Below are 15,087 nucleotides of genomic sequence, written 5' to 3'. Positions count from 1 at the left end.
CTGCCAGCATGGCCGTGCTGCTTGCCATTGATTTCATGCGGCAGACGCCGGGCGCGATGCTGCCGGAAGGACATCGTGCGCGGCTCGCCCGGATGGTGTCCGCAATGGCGGACGAACTGCAGCGTGGAGCCTGTCCGGTAGCGATCGTGCCGATGGGCACGGAGGATCTGCCGGAACTTGCGTCGGCCGCCTATCGCGAGATTACCGAAGCGCTGTCCTGCTTTGCGGAGCTGCCCGCCGCCCCGGCGGCGCCCAAGCAGAAGGCGGGATTTTTCCTGCCCGACGCCTTCTCCAATCCCGATCACATCCGCTACGCGCTCAAAACGACCGCCGCAGCGATGTTCTGCTATCTGCTTTATTCGCTGCTGAGTTGGCCGGGCATTCATACCAGTCTGCTCACCTGCTACATCGTCTCGCTCGCGACCATGGCCGAGACCGTCGAGAAGCTCACGTTGCGCATTCTGGGTTGCATCGTCGGCGCCGTCATGGGCCTTGCCGTCATGATCTTCCTCGTGCCGTATTTTACGTCGATCACGGCGCTGCTCGCGGTCGTGTTCATCGGCGCGTTCATCTCGGCCTGGGTGGCCGCGGGACCGCCGCGCATCGCCTATGCCGGATTCCAGATCGCGCTCGCCTACTTCATGTGTGTGATTCAAGGCGCCGCGCCGTCTTTCGATATGGTCGTGGCGCGCGATCGCGTCGTCGGAATCTTGCTCGGGAACTTCGTTGCCTACGTCGTGTTCGCGCATCTGTGGCCGGTAAGTCTCAAACCTCGGATCGCGAAGGGTCTTTCCGATCTCGTGCGGTCGCTGGCTGCGGTGGCGCGGGAGGCCAATGTCTGCCTGCGCCGCGGACTTACCGCCAACGTCGAGGCTGCGCTGGCCGTCGTCGAGGACGATATCAATCTTGTGCATTACGAACCGGTGGCGATCCGTCCGTCGCGTGCATGGCTCGATAGCCGCAGCCGCATCGCCGCCGATATCGATCGTCTTGCCCCCGCGCTGTTTGTGTTGGCCGAGCAGGGTGACGCCACACCTTTTGCGGAGCGGCTCACTGTTCTGGCATCCGGTGGAACAGGGATGCTGCCTCGCGAGGGAGCAGTGGAAGCCGTTGTCGAAGATCGCCTCCGTACGCTGGAAAACGATGTCGCGGAGGCCACGCATGCGCCGGTTTGAGATCGCCATTGCCGTCGTCCCGCTGTTCCTCGCCGGGTGCGCCACGTCGTCGTTGGAACTGGCGCCTGCCAGCGCCGATCATCCATGGGCGGCCCCCACCAACACTGGTGGCGAGATCATTTCCGCGCCGGCAGACGAGCAGCAATCGAGCGGCGATTACGCTTTGCCGCGAAATACAAGTTTGGCCGAGATACCGCCGCCTCCGCCGCTCAAGCAAGGCCACGCCTACACCCTCGCCGAGCTGATCGACATGGCGCAATCCAACAATCCGGCCACGCGGATTGCCTGGGACGATGCGAGGAATGCCGCCCTCGCTACCGGCATCGCAAAAAGCGCCTATCTTCCCCGGTTGACGGGAAGCGTGATCGGCGGATATCAAACCGGTCACGGCCGCAATGCGGCGCTCAGCTTCGGCGCCGGCAGCGACGTCACCTCGAACGGGTCCATCTCGTCGCTGTCGCTCGAATGGCTGTTGTTCGATTTCGGGAAGCGCTCGGCCACGGTGGAGGCGGCCGAGCAGGGGTCGGTTGGCTTCAATATCGCTTTCACCGCCGCGCATCAGCAGGTGATCTACAAGGTCAGTCTCGCATTCTACGCTCGCGCCGCCGCCGAGTCGCGCGCCGAAGCGGCGACCAAGGCCCTGAAGAATGCCCAAGATATCCAAGCGGCGGCGGAAGCGCGCTTCAAGCACGGCGTGGCAACGGTCATCGAAGTCTCGCAAGCCCGCCAAGGCACGGCCCAGGCGCGGTTTGCTCTGGTCGAGGCCCAGGGCGCCGCGCAGAACGCCTATCTCAATCTCCTCGCGGCCATGGGCATCTCGCCGCTCACCGCGATCACGATCGCCGATGTCGGGGACCGGAAGCTGACCGGGGCAATGATGCAGCCGGTGGAACGCATTGTCTCGCAAGCGCTCACCCGTAGGCCTGATATGCTGACCGCCTATGCCGCACACCGCGCCAGCCTTGCGGGTTTGCGCGCTGCCGAGGCGGAGTACCTGCCAAAATTCTTTGTTTCGGCGACGGGCTCCTATGCAACGGGCGGGCTCGCCGTAACGGCTCTTCCCGGCATCGGTCAGGAAGCGCCGACCGTCAATCTGTCCAACCACCAATGGGGCGCGACCATTCTCGCCGGCGTGAGGGTTCCGATCTATGACGGCGGTTTGCGCGATGCGCTTGTGGAACAGGCCCGAACCGACAGCGACAAGACCGATGCCGCCTTGCGGCAAGTCCGCGACGAGGCCATTCGCGAAATCGTCTCGGCGGGAAATGCCGTGAAGACCAGCCTGGCCGCGTACGAGGCCTCGAACGCCCTCGTGAGTGCGGCCCAGACCACATTCAATGCGGCGCTTGCCGCTTACCGCCAGGGTGTCGGCTCCATCACCGACCTCACACTGGCCGAAAGCCAGTTGCTGCAGGCCAAGAACGCCGAAACCGACGCTTACAGCAACGCTCTCTCTGCCGCCGCAACCCTGGCGCTTTCGGCCGGGGCACTTACATCGGCGCCGCCATGACCTGGATCATCGCTGACGAGCAACCGCGGGCTTCAGCCACCGCTTGTCCGCAATCCGCGAGTGCCACGCCCGCAAAGGGTATTTCATCGAACGGTTGAAGACGCTGGGATACTACTGCGCGTCAGGACCTTAGCTGGCGGATGGGGAGGGATTCGAACCCCCGGGCCCCGTGAAGGGCCTCCGGTTTTCAAGACCGGCGCAATAGACCGCTCTGCCACCCATCCGCGACGCCAACCAGATAGCCGGGCTGGGGCGGCCGTGCAAGGCGAGCACAATAGCCTGAAATCGCTGGGAATGCCGCGGCGGACCGGCAACAGGTCTTCCGTATCGGGGCGCCATCCTTTACCAATTGGGCCAACCATTTGGGGCTGATTCCGCAACGATGCGTGGATTACCGGGAAAGGCCTGTGCCGGAGTGCTGCTTGCCGCCTTGGCAGCGGGGTGCCAAACGCCGCCGGCCGAACAGCCGCAGGTGTCGGTTCCGGCCAACGCCGGCGTTTACCGGGTCGGCCAGCCGTACCAGATCGGCGGCATCTGGTATTACCCGCGCGAACAGCCCGACTATGACGAAACCGGCATCGCTTCGTGGTACGGGCCCGGCTTCTACGGCAAGCCCACCGCTGACGGCGAGCTGTTCACCTCCCAGGATTTGACCGGCGCCCACAAGACGCTGCCGCTGCCGGTGAATGTCCGCATAACCAATCTCGAAAACGGGCGCTCGCTGGTGGTCCGGGTCAACGACCGCGGGCCGTTCGCGGCCGGGCGCGTCATCGATCTGTCGGAACGCGCCGCCAAACTGCTCGGCTTCTTCGAAAAGGGAACCGCCCGCGTGCGGGTCCAGTATGTCGCGCGCGCCGACCTTCCCACCGGTCAACCGCAGCCCTTCGGCGTCGCAACGCCCGAAGAAGCCAAGACGGCACCGGCGCCGGTCGAGACCGGCAAGGTTGAAACCGGCACCCTGCCGACGATTCCAGGCACCCGCCAAGCCTCCCAGAAACCGCTCAACGCCTTGCCCCAGCCCGCTGCTCCGGAATCGATCGGATCGGGCGACGCCAGCGGATTGCCAAGCGGGCAGGTGACGAGTGTGCCGGTGCCGCCGGTGACGCATCTCTTCGTCCAGCTCGGCGCCTTCTCCAATTACGCCAACGCCGCACGGCTGGCGGCGCGTCTCGGCTCGGATGTGAACATTTCCGCCATTCAACGGAACGGACAAACACTCTATAGAGTGCGTTCGGGTCCGTTTGCGACGACCGATGATGCCGATGCCGCGCTGTCGAGGCTGATGGGTCTCGGCGCCGCCGACGCGCACATTGTCGTCGACCCATAGATCGCTTTGCTTTTCGGGAGTTTTGTTCATGTCGCGCTTGCGCATTCTTTTCGCCATTGTCGCCGTTCTCGGTGTTGTCGCCGCGCCCGCCCGCGCCGTGATGAGCACCAGCGCGGAACACGCTCTGTTGATGGATGCGGAAACCGGGCAGGTGCTGTGGGCCAAGGATGGCTTTGCGCCGATGGCACCGGCGTCGATGTCGAAGCTGATGACGCTCGAACTCCTGTTCCAGCGCATCAAGGACGGCCGGGTGAAGCTCACCGACAAGTTCACGGTCTCGGAACGCGCCTGGCGCACCGCCGGGTCGAAAGGCTTCGTCCGTGTCGGCGATCAACTGGCGGTCGACGACCTGATCCAGCGCATCATCGTGGTTTCGGGCAATGACGCCTGCATCGTGGTCGCCGAAGCGCTCGGCGGATCGGTCGACGGCTTCGTCGATCTGATGAACAAGCGCGCCCGCGAACTCGGCCTCAACGGCTCGCATTTCGTCAATCCGGACGGGCTGCCGGAACCCGCCGGCCAGACCATGACGGCCTACGATCTCGCCAAGCTGGCGCGCCATCTGATCACCGATTATCCGCAGAACTATCGCTATTTCGGCATTCGCAGCTACACGGTGCGCGATACCGACGGGAAGGGGCGGGTGCATGAAATCACCCAGCCCAACCACAATCAGGCGCTGCAGAAATTCCCCGGCACCGATGGCCTCAAGACCGGCCACACCGACCTGGCGGGCTATGGCGTCACGGTTTCGGCGGTGCAGGGCGGGCATCGGCTGATCCTGGTGCTCAACGGCCTGCGTTATCCCGATCTCGACAAGCGCGATCCGCGCACCGCCGATTATTTCGCCGAAATCCGTCGTGGCGACGAAGCCGCCCGGCTGCTTGGCATGGCGTTCCGCGAATTCCGCTCCTATCAGTTGTTCAAGGCCAACGAAGTCGCCGGAACCGTGGCCGTGGCCGGCGGTTCGCAGACGAGCGTGCCGGTGACCGTCGGCAAGCCGCTGGCGGTAACGCTGCAGGTCGACAGCCGCCAGAAGATGGTGGTGACGATCAAATCGACGTCGCCAGTGATGGCGCCGATCAAACAAGGCCAGCAGGTCGGAACGATCACCGTCAGCGCGCCGGATTTCCCGACCCTGACCGTGCCGGCCTACGCTACCGAAGATGTCGGCCGCGAAAACATCTTCGCGCGCATGTTCACCGGCATCAAAGCGATGTTCGGAGGCAAGAAGTAAGTGAAGCAGGGACGCTTCATCACCTTCGAAGGCGGCGAGGGCACCGGCAAGTCGACGCAAATCAAGCGGCTGGCGGCGACACTGGAGGCCAAGAAGGTCGCCACCATCGTCACGCGCGAGCCGGGCGGATCGCCGGGAGCCGAGGAAATCCGCAACCTCGTGCTCAAGGGCGATCCGGCGCGGTGGAATCCGTTGACCGAAGCGCTGCTGTTCTATGCCGCGCGCGCCGATCACACCGAACGCCTGATCAAGCCGGCGCTCGCCCAAGGCAAATGGGTGATCTCGGACCGCTATTCGGATTCCTCCTATGCCTATCAGGGCGGCGGCCGCGGTCTGGCGCGCGAAACCGTGCGGCGCATCGAGGCGATCGCGATCGACGACTTCAAGCCGGAACTGACGCTGATCCTCGACATGCCGGTGGAGATCGGGCTGCAACGCTCGGTCGCGCGCGCCGGCAATACCGAGACGCGGTTCGAGGAGATGGATGTCGCGTTCCATGAGCGGATGCGCAAAAGCTTTCTCGATATTGCCCGGCGCAATTCCGCCCGCTGCGTTGTCATTCCCGCCGATCGCGAGATTGACGACGTGGCGGACGAAGTGTGGCAGACGGTCAAGAAACGGTTCCGGGTGAAGTGATGGCGCCGCGCAAACCTCGCGTCACCGAAACTGTTGAGCTCGACCGCGCTCCCAATGCGCCGCATCCGCGCGAGGCGACGCGGCTGGTTGGGCAGGACGCGGCGCTGGCGGTGGTATCGCGCGCCCTGCGTGGCAAGCGGCCGCCGCAAGCGTGGCTGATGTGCGGACCGCCGGGTGTCGGCAAGGCGACGATGGCGTATCGCATTGCGCGCTATCTCCTCGCCTACGGCGCCACCGCCGAAGGGCCGGAGGATTTGTCGGTGCCGGCGAACGATCCGGCAGCGGTGCAGGTGACGGCAGGGTCGCATCCGGGCCTTCTGGTGTTGAAGCGCGGCACCAATCCGGACACCGGCAAACTGATGACGGTGCTCGGCGTCGCGGAAATGAGCCGGCTGAATTCCTTCTTCGGCATGACCTCGGGCGCCGGTGGCTGGCGTGTGGTGATCGTCGATACCGCCGACGACATGAACGACAACGCCGCCAACGCGCTGCTGAAACTGCTCGAAGAGCCGCCGGCAAAAGCGATGCTGCTGCTTTTGACTCACACTCCGGGCAGACTCCTGCCGACCATCCGCTCGCGGTGTCAGCGATTAACCCTCCGGCCGCTCGGCGACGCCGATATGGCGGCGGAACTTCAGAACCTCCTGCCGGACTCCTCCGACCGCGCGGCGCTGGTGGCGCTGGCGGGCGGATCGCTCGGCGTAGCAGTACGACTGGCCGGCGGGGAAGGCATCGCCCTCGCCCAGGACGCGGCCCGGTTGATCGATCGCGCTTCGGCACCCGACATCGTTGCCGTGACGGCGCTCGCCGACCGGCTGGCGCGCATCACCGATGGCCTCGACATGCTCGGCGATTTCCTGCTGCAAAACCTGACGACGCGAATCCGCGCCCGCGCCCTTGCCGGACAGCCCGGCATGAACAAATGGGTCGATGCCCTCGACCGCCTCAGCCGTTCGTTCGCCCGCACCAGCGCCATCCATCTCGATCCCAAACAAACCCTGATCAGCGCGACGCGGGACTTGAACGCCACCGCGCGGCGTGCTGGAACGGTTTAACATCTTTCCTCCCCCGCGGTGTTTCGGCTTCGAAGCCGCACTGCGTTGAAACCGCGGGGGAGGTGGCGCGAAGCGACGGAGGGGGGAATTGCTCCGGCGCCAAGTCAGTCCCCCCTCCGCTTCTTTCGCTTCGCTCTTTCAGCACCTCCCCCGCTATTTCGCGATCGCGCGGCGTAAAATTTATTCACCGCGGGGGAGGAAAGAGTGCGGCTGTTGCGGGCAATGGCGCATCGGGATACCAAGTTCCTGAACTCCCTGGCAGGCCAGGGCCGGAGTCTTTGATGCTCGTCGATAGCCATTGCCATCTCGAATACGACAGTTTCGCCGCCGAAGGCGATGCACCGGTCGAACGGGCCCGCGCCGCTGGCGTCGGAGCTTGCGTCACCATCGGGACGAGACTCTCCACCTTTCCGAAAACCCTGGCGGTGGCGGAACGCTACGACAACGTCTGGTGCTCGGTCGGCGTTCATCCCCATGACGCCGCAACGGAACCCTTGACCGATGCGACGGTGCTGGTGGAACACACCAAGCACCCCAAGGTGATCGGCATCGGCGAAACCGGGCTCGACTATTATTACGACAAGAGCCCGCGCGCCGAGCAGGCCACCAATTTCCTGGTTCACATCGATGCGGTGCAGGAAACCGGCCTGCCGCTGATCATTCATACCCGCGACGCCGAAGACGACACCATCGCCATGCTGGAAGAGAAAATGAAACGGGCGCCGTTCACCGGCGTGCTGCATTGCTTTTCGGGCACGGCGAAACTGGCGGAAGCGGGACTGCGACTAGGCCTTTATGTTTCCGCCTCGGGCATCATCACCTTCAAGACCGCCGAAGCGTTGCGCGACATTTTCAAAGACGTGCCCATGGATCGGCTGCTGGTGGAAACCGACGCGCCGTATCTGGCGCCGATCCCGCACCGCGGCAAACGCAACGAGCCGAGCTTCGTCACCCATACGGCGGCGCTGCTCGCGAGCCTGAAAGGCGTGTCGCCCGACGAGATCGCGGCGCGCACCACAGAAAACTTCTTCCGCCTGTTCACGAAGGCGGCGGCATGAGCGAGATCGTGCTCACCGTGCTGGGCTGCGGCTCCTCGGCCGGCGTGCCGCGGCTGGGCGGTCCCGATCTTGGCGGCGATTGGGGCAAGTGCGATCCCGCCAATCCGAAAAACTATCGCACGCGCTGCTCCGTGCTGGTCGAACGGCGGAGCGATACGGGCGTCACCCGCGTGCTGGTCGATACCGCGCCCGATATGCGGACGCAGCTGCTGGCGGCGCGGGTCGCCGATGTCGACGCGGTGCTGATCAGCCACGACCATGCCGACCAGATTCACGGCTTCGACGATTTGCGTCAGATTGCGCACCACACCAAACGGCGGGTGGAAGTCTGGGCCGACAGCGAAACCGCCAACACCCTGATGCGCCGCTTCGGCTATTGCTTCACGCAGCCGGCGGGCAGCGGCTATCCCGCGATCTGCAATCTCCACATTATTCCGGAGCCGTTCGTGCCGTTCGAAATCGCCGGGGCAGGGGGCCCTCTTCCGGTGCATCCGTTCTGGCAGCAGCACGGCAGCGTGCGCTCGGTCGGTTTCCGCTTCGGGCCGGTGGCCTATTCGCCCGACGTCAACAAGCTGGACGACGCCGCGTTCCAGGTGCTGGACGGCACCAAGGTCTGGATCGTCGACGCGCTGCGCCACAAGCCACATCCGAGCCACGCCCATGTCGGCCTGGCGCTGGACTGGATCGCGCGGCTGAAGCCCGACCAGGCGGTGCTGACCAATCTGCATCAGGATCTCGATTATGCGGCGCTGCAAGCGGCTCTTCCCGCAGGGGTGGAACCTGCGTACGATGGGCTCAGGGTGCGGGCGGAGGTTTGATCCTGCTGAATCTGTTTGATCCCCGGTCCAAGCCGGTCCGCGTCTGGCTGGCGGTGATGCTGGCGACGGCCATTGCGGTGGCATTCTCGTTCAAGCATGTCGATCTTCCGGTGCTGGCGATCGTGGCGCGCTGGTCGCCGCATCTGCTGGTGCTCGGCAAAGGCCTCGGCAGCGCCATTCTCATTACCCTGGAAACCGCGGTTTTCCTGACCATCGCCGTCATCCGTGTGGTGCGCGGCACCATTTCGCCGCTGAGCAAGGCGGTGGCCGCGGCTTGTATCGCCTCGATCTGTGCCTATGCCATCAATGCCGCCGTGCTGAAGCCGATGTTCGGCGTGCTGCCGGCGGGCTATGTCCTGACCGGCTGGCCGCACGCGGCCCATTTCCTCGAAGGCACGCCGGATTCCAGCTTCCCGTCGGGGCACATGGCGCTCGCCGGCGCCTTCGCCGGGGTGTTGATGCGGCACTATCCCAAAACTGTCCTGCCGCTGGCGGCCGCGCTGGCCCTGGCGGCGGGATTGCTGATCGCCGGCTCGTTCCATTTCGTCAGCGACGTGCTGGCCGGGACCTTCGAGGGCATCACCGCCGGGCTGATGGCGGCCGAAATCTGGCTGGCGCACGAGCGCAGCAAGACGTCCTGATCCAATTGTCGGGATGTACTGGAAATGGGGAAACCTCCCGCAGAGTTCAAGAGAGTTTTTCCGATGCGCACACTTTGTCGCAGGCGTGCCGAATTTGCGGGGCAGGGCAATGGGATAGGGCGCTTCACCCTGCCCGAGCCCCCTCGCCCGAGACGAGAAATGGTCGCAGTTCCGCGGGCAGGGTGGCGCAATTTAATCTGTCATCCCGGCCAAGCGCTTCGGAGCACATGGTGCGAGAAAGCGCGCCGAACCTGGACCAACCCCGACGCAAGTCAGATTTGGCCGTGGGTCCCGGATCGCGCCGTTATGCCAGATGGATAGATCGGCCTGGGCGCGTCCGGGACGACAGGTTTTTTGGGGCGATTACCGTCCTTGGTGGCGGAAATTGCGGCCTTTGCCGTGGGACTGGGCGTTGAAATGGCCTTTGCCGCCCTTGCTGGGGAATTGCTCGGCGATATTCGGCGGAATGCCACCGATCGGCGCCTTGAGCGGGCGCTTGGTTTCATCGTGCAGATGCTGCGCGACGGGTAGCTCGGACTCGGCGGGCGTTTCGCCGTCAGTGGGCTTTTTGGGCATGGCAGGCTCCTCAGTTCAGAAGCAAAACGCAGTATACCTCGGATGGACCACGGTCCCAGGAGATAATCCAGCATGGGCGATGCCGAAATTCGGCAAGGCGCGGTTTCGGCGGGTCCATCGTGACTGTATTTCCCATAATATATCTTATACGAATTAAGGATGGGCTGGGCGGCGGAAATCTTCGGGTTCGGAGCGGCGTTTGGGCTTGACCTGCCCCTTAGGTCCACCTTCACAGGTGGCGTGGTCACGAACGATGAAGCCTTATGGACACGCCCGACACCCATCTCAGCCCAGCCGAAGCTGCGGCCAAGCTTGGCCTCTCGACCAAGGCGCTGAAGCTCTATGAGCGCCACGGCCTGGTGACGCCGATCCGCGCCGCCAATGGCTACCGCGCCTATGGGCCGGCCGAGATCGCGCGCCTCCATCAGGTGCTGGCGCTGAAGCGGCTCGGACTGCCGCTGTCGCGGATCGCCGGCCTCGTCCACGGCACGCTGGCGTCGCTGGACGCGATCCTGGCGCTGCAGCAGACGGTGCTGGGACGCGAAGCGGCGCGCATCAGCCGGGCGCTGGCGCTGATCGGTACGGCGCGGGCGCGGCTGGCCAAGGGCGACCATCTTTCCGTTGACGATCTCACCAATCTCACAACGGAGACTACCATGACCACCAAAGTCACTCAGGCCGAATTAGGAGCGGCCCTCAAGCCAATGATGGAGAAGCATTTTACTCTATCAGACCGGGTCCAGATCGGGGCCCGCGCCAAGGATCACCCGGATGCCGCGGGCGTTTGGCAAGAATTGTTCGTCGAGGCCGAACGCGTGATGGCCAGCGGCGATCCGGCCTCGCCCGAAGCCCTCGACCTGGCCCGGCGGTGGAAAGCCATGGTGGACGCTTTCACCGGCGGCGATCCCGAGATGGAAAGCAAGGTCACCGGCGTCTGGAGCGATGCCTTCGCCGATCCCGCGACGGCCGCCCGCCTGCCGGCGACGCGCGAGATGTTCAGCTTCGTCAACGCCTCGATCCGGCTGTTGAAGGCACAGGAAAATCGCTGAACCGGCCTTGCCGTCGCCGGGCCGAAGCCGCTTTATCCGGGGATGACCATCACCGACGACATCCCCGGACTCCTGGCGCTCATGGCGCGGCTGCGCGATCCCAACCACGGCTGCCCCTGGGACAAGGACCAGACCTTCGCGACCATCGCGCCCTATACCATCGAAGAAGCCTATGAGGTCGCCGCGGCGATCGAAGATGGCGAGCCGCAGCACATCAAGGAGGAGCTTGGCGACCTGCTGTTCCAGGTCGTTTTCCATGCCCGGATGGCGGAAGAAGCTGGGCTTTTCGACTTCCAGCAGGTGGTGTCAACATTGGTCGGAAAAATGATCGCCCGTCATCCGCATGTCTTCGGCGATGTCGAAAAGCCGGGCGACGCGGCAGCTCAGACCGACGCCTGGGAGGCGCTGAAGGCGCGCGAACGAGCCGCCAAGCACGCCTCGATCCTCGACGATGTGCCCATCGCCCTGCCCGCGCTGATGCGTGCGGAGAAACTTCAAAAGCGCGCGGCAAAGGTCGGATTCGATTGGGATAGTGCCCCGAAGGTGGTGGAAAAGCTGACCGAGGAGGCGACCGAAATCTGCGACGCCCAGGCGGCCGGCGCCGGACCCGAAAAGCTCGAGGAAGAAGTCGGCGACCTGTTGTTCGTGGTCGCCAACCTCGCCCGTCATTTGAAGGTGGACCCGGAGAAGGCGCTGCGGTCCGCGAATGCCAAATTCGTCAGGCGATTCGGCTACATCGAGACCGAACTTAAAGCGAAAGACCGGTCCTGCGCCGAGGCCTCGCTGGACGAGATGGAAGCGCTTTGGGTGGAGGCGAAAAAGGGAGAGGCGAATAGCGAATAGCGAATAGGGGGAACCTCTTTCCTCCCCCGCGGAGCGCAAGCCTTTGATCCTGCGAGGTGTTTGAAGAGCAAGGGAGGTGTCGCGAAGCGACGGAGGGGGATCAGTCAAGCGTCAGAGCAGTCCCCCCTCCGCTTCGCTTGCGCTCAGCACCTCCCCCGCTATTTCTTCATCGAGCGGCTCAACGGCCTTCTCACCGCGGGGAAGGAAAGACGGGGCCGCGGGCTTTAAGACTCTGCCGCTTCCCCCTGCCCCATAAGCATTTTTTCGCCGAAGCGGTGGTCGAATTTTTCCAATTCGGCGGGGGTGACGGACACCGTCAGGTCGACCGTGGCGTCGTCGTTGTAGACCTTCTCCAGCACCTGCCCATGGCGGTAAATCCACGCCAGAGCCTCGCCGTCGGCGGCGCTGAGGGTCAGGGTGAAGTGAATGTTGGCATTGGACAGATCGGCCTCGAAGCGGGCCAGAAGCGCGGCCACCCCCTCGCCGGTCTTGGCGGAAACGGCGACCGGCAGCCCAGCCCGCGGTGGCGGGTCGAGCAGCGCATCGGCGACCTCAGGCTCGAGCAGGTCGACCTTGTTGAGGACTTCCACGCTCGGCCGATCGACCCCCAATTCTATCCCCAGCTCAGACAGAACTTTAAGAACGTCCCCCTTTTGTGCTTCAGATTCCAGGTGAGCACAGTCGCGGACGTGGACGACGAGGTCGGCTTCCAGCACCTCTTCCAGGGTGGCGCGAAAGGCGGCGACCAGCTCGTGCGGCAGGTCGGCGATGAAGCCCACCGTATCCGACAGGATCACCTTGGTGCCGTTCGGCAGCTTCAGCCCGCGCATGGTTGGGTCGAGGGTGGCGAACAGGACGTCCTTGGCAAACACCTTGGCGTCGGTCAGTCTGTTGAACAGGGTCGACTTGCCGGCGTTGGTGTAGCCGACCAGCGCGATCACCGGGAATGGCACCCGCCGGCGGGCCCGCCGCTGCAGCGCCCGGGTACGCTTGACGCCTTCAATTTCGCGCCGGATCTTGGCCAGCCGCTCGCCGATCAGCCGCCGGTCGGTTTCAATCTGAGTTTCGCCCGGGCCGCCGAGGAAGCCGAAGCCGCCGCGCTGGCGCTCGAGATGGGTCCACGATCGCACCAGCCGCGAACGCTGATAGGTCAGGTGCGCCAGCTCGACCTGAAGCCGGCCTTCCCGGGTGCGCGCCCGCTCGCCGAAAATTTCCAGGATCAGCGCGGTGCGGTCCAGCACTTTGGAGGACCACTCCTTTTCGAGGTTGCGCTGCTGCACCGGCGATAACGCGGCGTTGACGATCACCACCTCGGGCTCGACATCCCGGCAATCGGCGGCGATCTCTTCCACTTTGCCCGAGCCCATCAGGGTCGCCGGCGTCGCCCGGCCAAGGGGGACGATGTGGCGGGAAACGACATTGAGCCCGATCGCGGCGGTCAGGCCGACCGCTTCCGACAGGCGCGCTTCCGCATCGCGGTCGAAGCTATCGACGCGGGACTTGGGCTCAATATGCACGACGATGGCCGTGCGCGGACGCACGGCGCCAATCTCTTCAGTCACGCTCAAGGTTTAAGCAGTTTCCACGACCGTTTCCTGCTCCTGGAGCTGTACCGGCCCCATCGGCATGACGGTCGAAATCGCGTGCTTGTACACCAGCTGGGCCTGGCCATCCCGGCGCAGCAGCACGCAGAAATTGTCGAACCAGGTGATGTTTCCCTGAAGCTTCACTCCGTTCACCAGAAAGATCGTAACAGAGGATTTCGACTTCCGGACTGCATTCAGAAACGTATCCTGCAGGTTTTGTTGTTTTTCGCTCATCGTTATACCCGTCTGCTTATTGGCCCCGCGTCCCCCGCGAAGCGTGTTCCTACAGCATAAGGGTTTCCGGACTCGAGTTGAAACCCTTAAGCGAAAACTCGCTGATCAGCCCATAACCCCGGAAAACGGCCAAATTCAAGCCTTGGCGGCGTAAAGATCGCCCAGCCGCCGGGTTAATGGTCCCGGCACGCCCGCGCCCACCGGATGGCCGTCGATTTTGACGATCGGTATTGCCGCCGCCGACGCCGCCGTCAGGAAGGCTTCGCGCGCTGCGGTCGCCTCGGCAGGGGTGAAAGCCCTTTCCGCAATGGAAATTCCGGCTTCGGCAGCGGCTTGCAGCAGCACTTTTCGGGTCACGCCGGGCAGGATCGCCCGGCTCAGGTTGCGGGTGATGAGAACACCGTCGCGGCTGACGATCCAGGCCGTCGTAGAGGCGCCTTCGGTGACGAACCCGGCGGAATCGATGAACCAGACTTCGAACGCACCGGCCCGCCGCGCCGCTGTTTTGGCGAGCAGATTGGCCAGCAATTGCGTGGTCTTAATGTCGCACCTCGCCCAACGCTGATCGGGCGCGGTGATGACGGCGACGCCCTCGGCGCGGCGGCGGGCAATGGCACCGGTGTCGAGACGGTGGGCGGTGACGATCAGCGTCGGTTTTCCCGCGGCGCTTGGAATCGGGTGATCACGATGGAAGGCCCCACGAGTCACCTGGATATAGAGCAGGCCCTCAGCGACGGCGTTGCGGCGGACGACCTCGCGGCAGACGAGCTGCAGCGCGGCCCGGGTCACCGGCATCGCCATCTCGATCTCGCCCAGCGAGCGTTCGAGGCGATCGAGATGCTCGGCTTCGTCGAGGAAGCGGCCGGCGGCGATGCGGAAGACCTCGTAGATGGAGTCGCCCAGCTGCAAGCCCCGATCTTCCACATGCACGCCGGCAGCATGATGCGGCAGATAGCGGCCATCGACATAGGCGATGCGCCCGGGCGGCTTCCGCGGGGACCATTTCATGGGGTGTGCCTTCATGTTCATTCCCCCCTCCGGCCCTGACGGGCCACCTCCCCCGCTATTTCATCAGTGTGCGGCGCATCGTTCGGTGCACCGCGGGGGAGGAAAGATGTTGGTGCGGAGACTACTCTTTCCTCCCACGCGGTGTCGAAATCTTATCGCAGCGTGATTTTATGATAGCGGGGGAGGTGTCGCGAAGCGACGGAGGGGGGAGTGCTTCGGACAGCATGTTCAGCACCTGACCGAGTTCCCGGTAGATCCGGTCGTTGCTGATCCGGATGACGTGCCAGCCGCGCGCGATCATATAGGCGTCGCGGCGTTGATCGTGGGCGTGACG

At 64.4% G+C, this 15,087-nt stretch carries 16 protein-coding genes and 1 tRNA gene; 11 read left to right on the top strand and 6 right to left on the bottom strand.

Going from position 1 to position 15,087, the window contains the following annotated elements; genetic code table 11:
- Together AC1P6P_RS10355 and AC1P6P_RS10350 are read left to right on the top strand one after the other, a co-directional pair.
- Positions 1-1,175, top strand: a 1,175-nt coding sequence (locus AC1P6P_RS10355) for an FUSC family protein (RefSeq protein WP_481402361.1), incomplete at its 5' end; no start/stop codon positions are given.
- Positions 1,162-2,685 (top strand): TolC family protein, encoded by a 1,524-nt coding sequence (locus AC1P6P_RS10350; RefSeq protein ID WP_481402360.1) that lies wholly within the window; start codon positions 1,162-1,164, stop codon positions 2,683-2,685. The genes AC1P6P_RS10355 and AC1P6P_RS10350, both read left to right, overlap by 14 nt.
- 134 nt (positions 2,686-2,819) lie before the next feature.
- Here AC1P6P_RS10350 and AC1P6P_RS10345 read toward each other — a convergent pair.
- Positions 2,820-2,909: transfer RNA gene (locus tag AC1P6P_RS10345), tRNA-Ser, on the bottom strand.
- A 158-nt stretch (positions 2,910-3,067) separates the two neighbouring features.
- Between AC1P6P_RS10345 and AC1P6P_RS10340 the strand changes: the two genes are divergently transcribed.
- The 7 genes from AC1P6P_RS10340 (at position 3,068) to AC1P6P_RS10310 (ending at position 9,457) form a co-directional block, all read left to right on the top strand.
- The gene (locus AC1P6P_RS10340) at positions 3,068-4,012 is read left to right on the top strand and encodes a septal ring lytic transglycosylase RlpA family protein (RefSeq protein ID WP_481402359.1); all 945 of its coding nucleotides are present in this window, start codon (positions 3,068-3,070) and stop codon (positions 4,010-4,012) included.
- 28 nt (positions 4,013-4,040) lie between these two features.
- A complete protein-coding gene (locus AC1P6P_RS10335) occupies positions 4,041-5,249 on the top strand; it encodes a D-alanyl-D-alanine carboxypeptidase family protein (RefSeq protein ID WP_481402358.1) in 1,209 nt (402 codons plus the stop codon).
- Positions 5,250-5,885, top strand: a complete 636-nt coding sequence (tmk, locus tag AC1P6P_RS10330) for a dTMP kinase (RefSeq protein WP_481402357.1) — start codon at positions 5,250-5,252, stop codon at positions 5,883-5,885.
- Entirely contained in the window at positions 5,885-6,940 is a 1,056-nt protein-coding gene (locus tag AC1P6P_RS10325; protein WP_481402356.1) for a DNA polymerase III subunit delta', read from the top strand. Before tmk ends, AC1P6P_RS10325 begins: the two co-directional genes overlap by 1 nt.
- Positions 6,941-7,221: 281 nt before the next feature.
- Positions 7,222-7,998: a TatD family hydrolase gene (locus AC1P6P_RS10320; protein WP_481402355.1), complete on the top strand. Its 777-nt coding sequence runs from the start codon at positions 7,222-7,224 to the stop codon at positions 7,996-7,998.
- A complete protein-coding gene (locus AC1P6P_RS10315) occupies positions 7,995-8,816 on the top strand; it encodes an MBL fold metallo-hydrolase (protein WP_481402354.1) in 822 nt (273 codons plus the stop codon). Before AC1P6P_RS10320 ends, AC1P6P_RS10315 begins: the two co-directional genes overlap by 4 nt.
- Complete coding sequence (locus AC1P6P_RS10310) at positions 8,813-9,457, top strand: phosphatase PAP2 family protein (protein ID WP_481402353.1); 645 nt, start codon at positions 8,813-8,815, stop codon at positions 9,455-9,457. Before AC1P6P_RS10315 ends, AC1P6P_RS10310 begins: the two co-directional genes overlap by 4 nt.
- Positions 9,458-9,820: 363 nt before the next feature.
- Here the strand turns inward: AC1P6P_RS10310 and AC1P6P_RS10305 are convergent, their stop codons facing one another.
- Positions 9,821-10,033: a hypothetical protein gene (locus AC1P6P_RS10305; protein WP_481402352.1), complete on the bottom strand. Its 213-nt coding sequence runs from the start codon at positions 10,031-10,033 to the stop codon at positions 9,821-9,823.
- A gap of 263 nt (positions 10,034-10,296) precedes the next feature.
- Here AC1P6P_RS10305 and AC1P6P_RS10300 point away from each other — a divergent pair, with 263 nt between their 5' ends.
- Positions 10,297-11,082, top strand: a complete 786-nt coding sequence (locus tag AC1P6P_RS10300; RefSeq protein ID WP_481402351.1) for a MerR family transcriptional regulator — start codon at positions 10,297-10,299, stop codon at positions 11,080-11,082.
- Between the two features lie 42 nt (positions 11,083-11,124).
- Positions 11,125-11,925, top strand: coding sequence for a nucleoside triphosphate pyrophosphohydrolase (gene mazG, locus AC1P6P_RS10295; protein WP_481402350.1), 801 nt, complete (start codon positions 11,125-11,127; stop codon positions 11,923-11,925).
- 224 nt (positions 11,926-12,149) lie between these two features.
- Here mazG and hflX read toward each other — a convergent pair whose 3' ends face one another.
- The 4 genes from hflX to AC1P6P_RS10275 form a co-directional block, all read right to left on the bottom strand.
- Positions 12,150-13,466 (bottom strand): GTPase HflX, encoded by a 1,317-nt coding sequence (gene hflX / locus AC1P6P_RS10290; RefSeq protein WP_481402349.1) that lies wholly within the window; start codon positions 13,464-13,466, stop codon positions 12,150-12,152.
- Positions 13,467-13,496: 30 nt separating this feature from the next.
- Positions 13,497-13,745: an RNA chaperone Hfq gene (gene hfq, locus AC1P6P_RS10285; RefSeq protein WP_481402348.1), complete on the bottom strand. Its 249-nt coding sequence runs from the start codon at positions 13,743-13,745 to the stop codon at positions 13,497-13,499.
- A 135-nt stretch (positions 13,746-13,880) separates the two neighbouring features.
- On the bottom strand, positions 13,881-14,753 hold the full coding sequence (locus AC1P6P_RS10280) for a D-amino-acid transaminase (RefSeq protein ID WP_481402347.1): 873 nt from the start codon (positions 14,751-14,753) through the stop codon (positions 13,881-13,883).
- A 121-nt stretch (positions 14,754-14,874) separates the two neighbouring features.
- Positions 14,875-15,087: DUF559 domain-containing protein (locus AC1P6P_RS10275; protein WP_481402346.1), on the bottom strand; the 213-nt coding region annotated here is incomplete at its 5' end.

Source organism: Rhizomicrobium sp., assembly GCF_056722145.1.
Note: the sequence above shows the minus strand (reverse complement) of the source record. Positions and strands in the feature narration are given on the sequence as shown.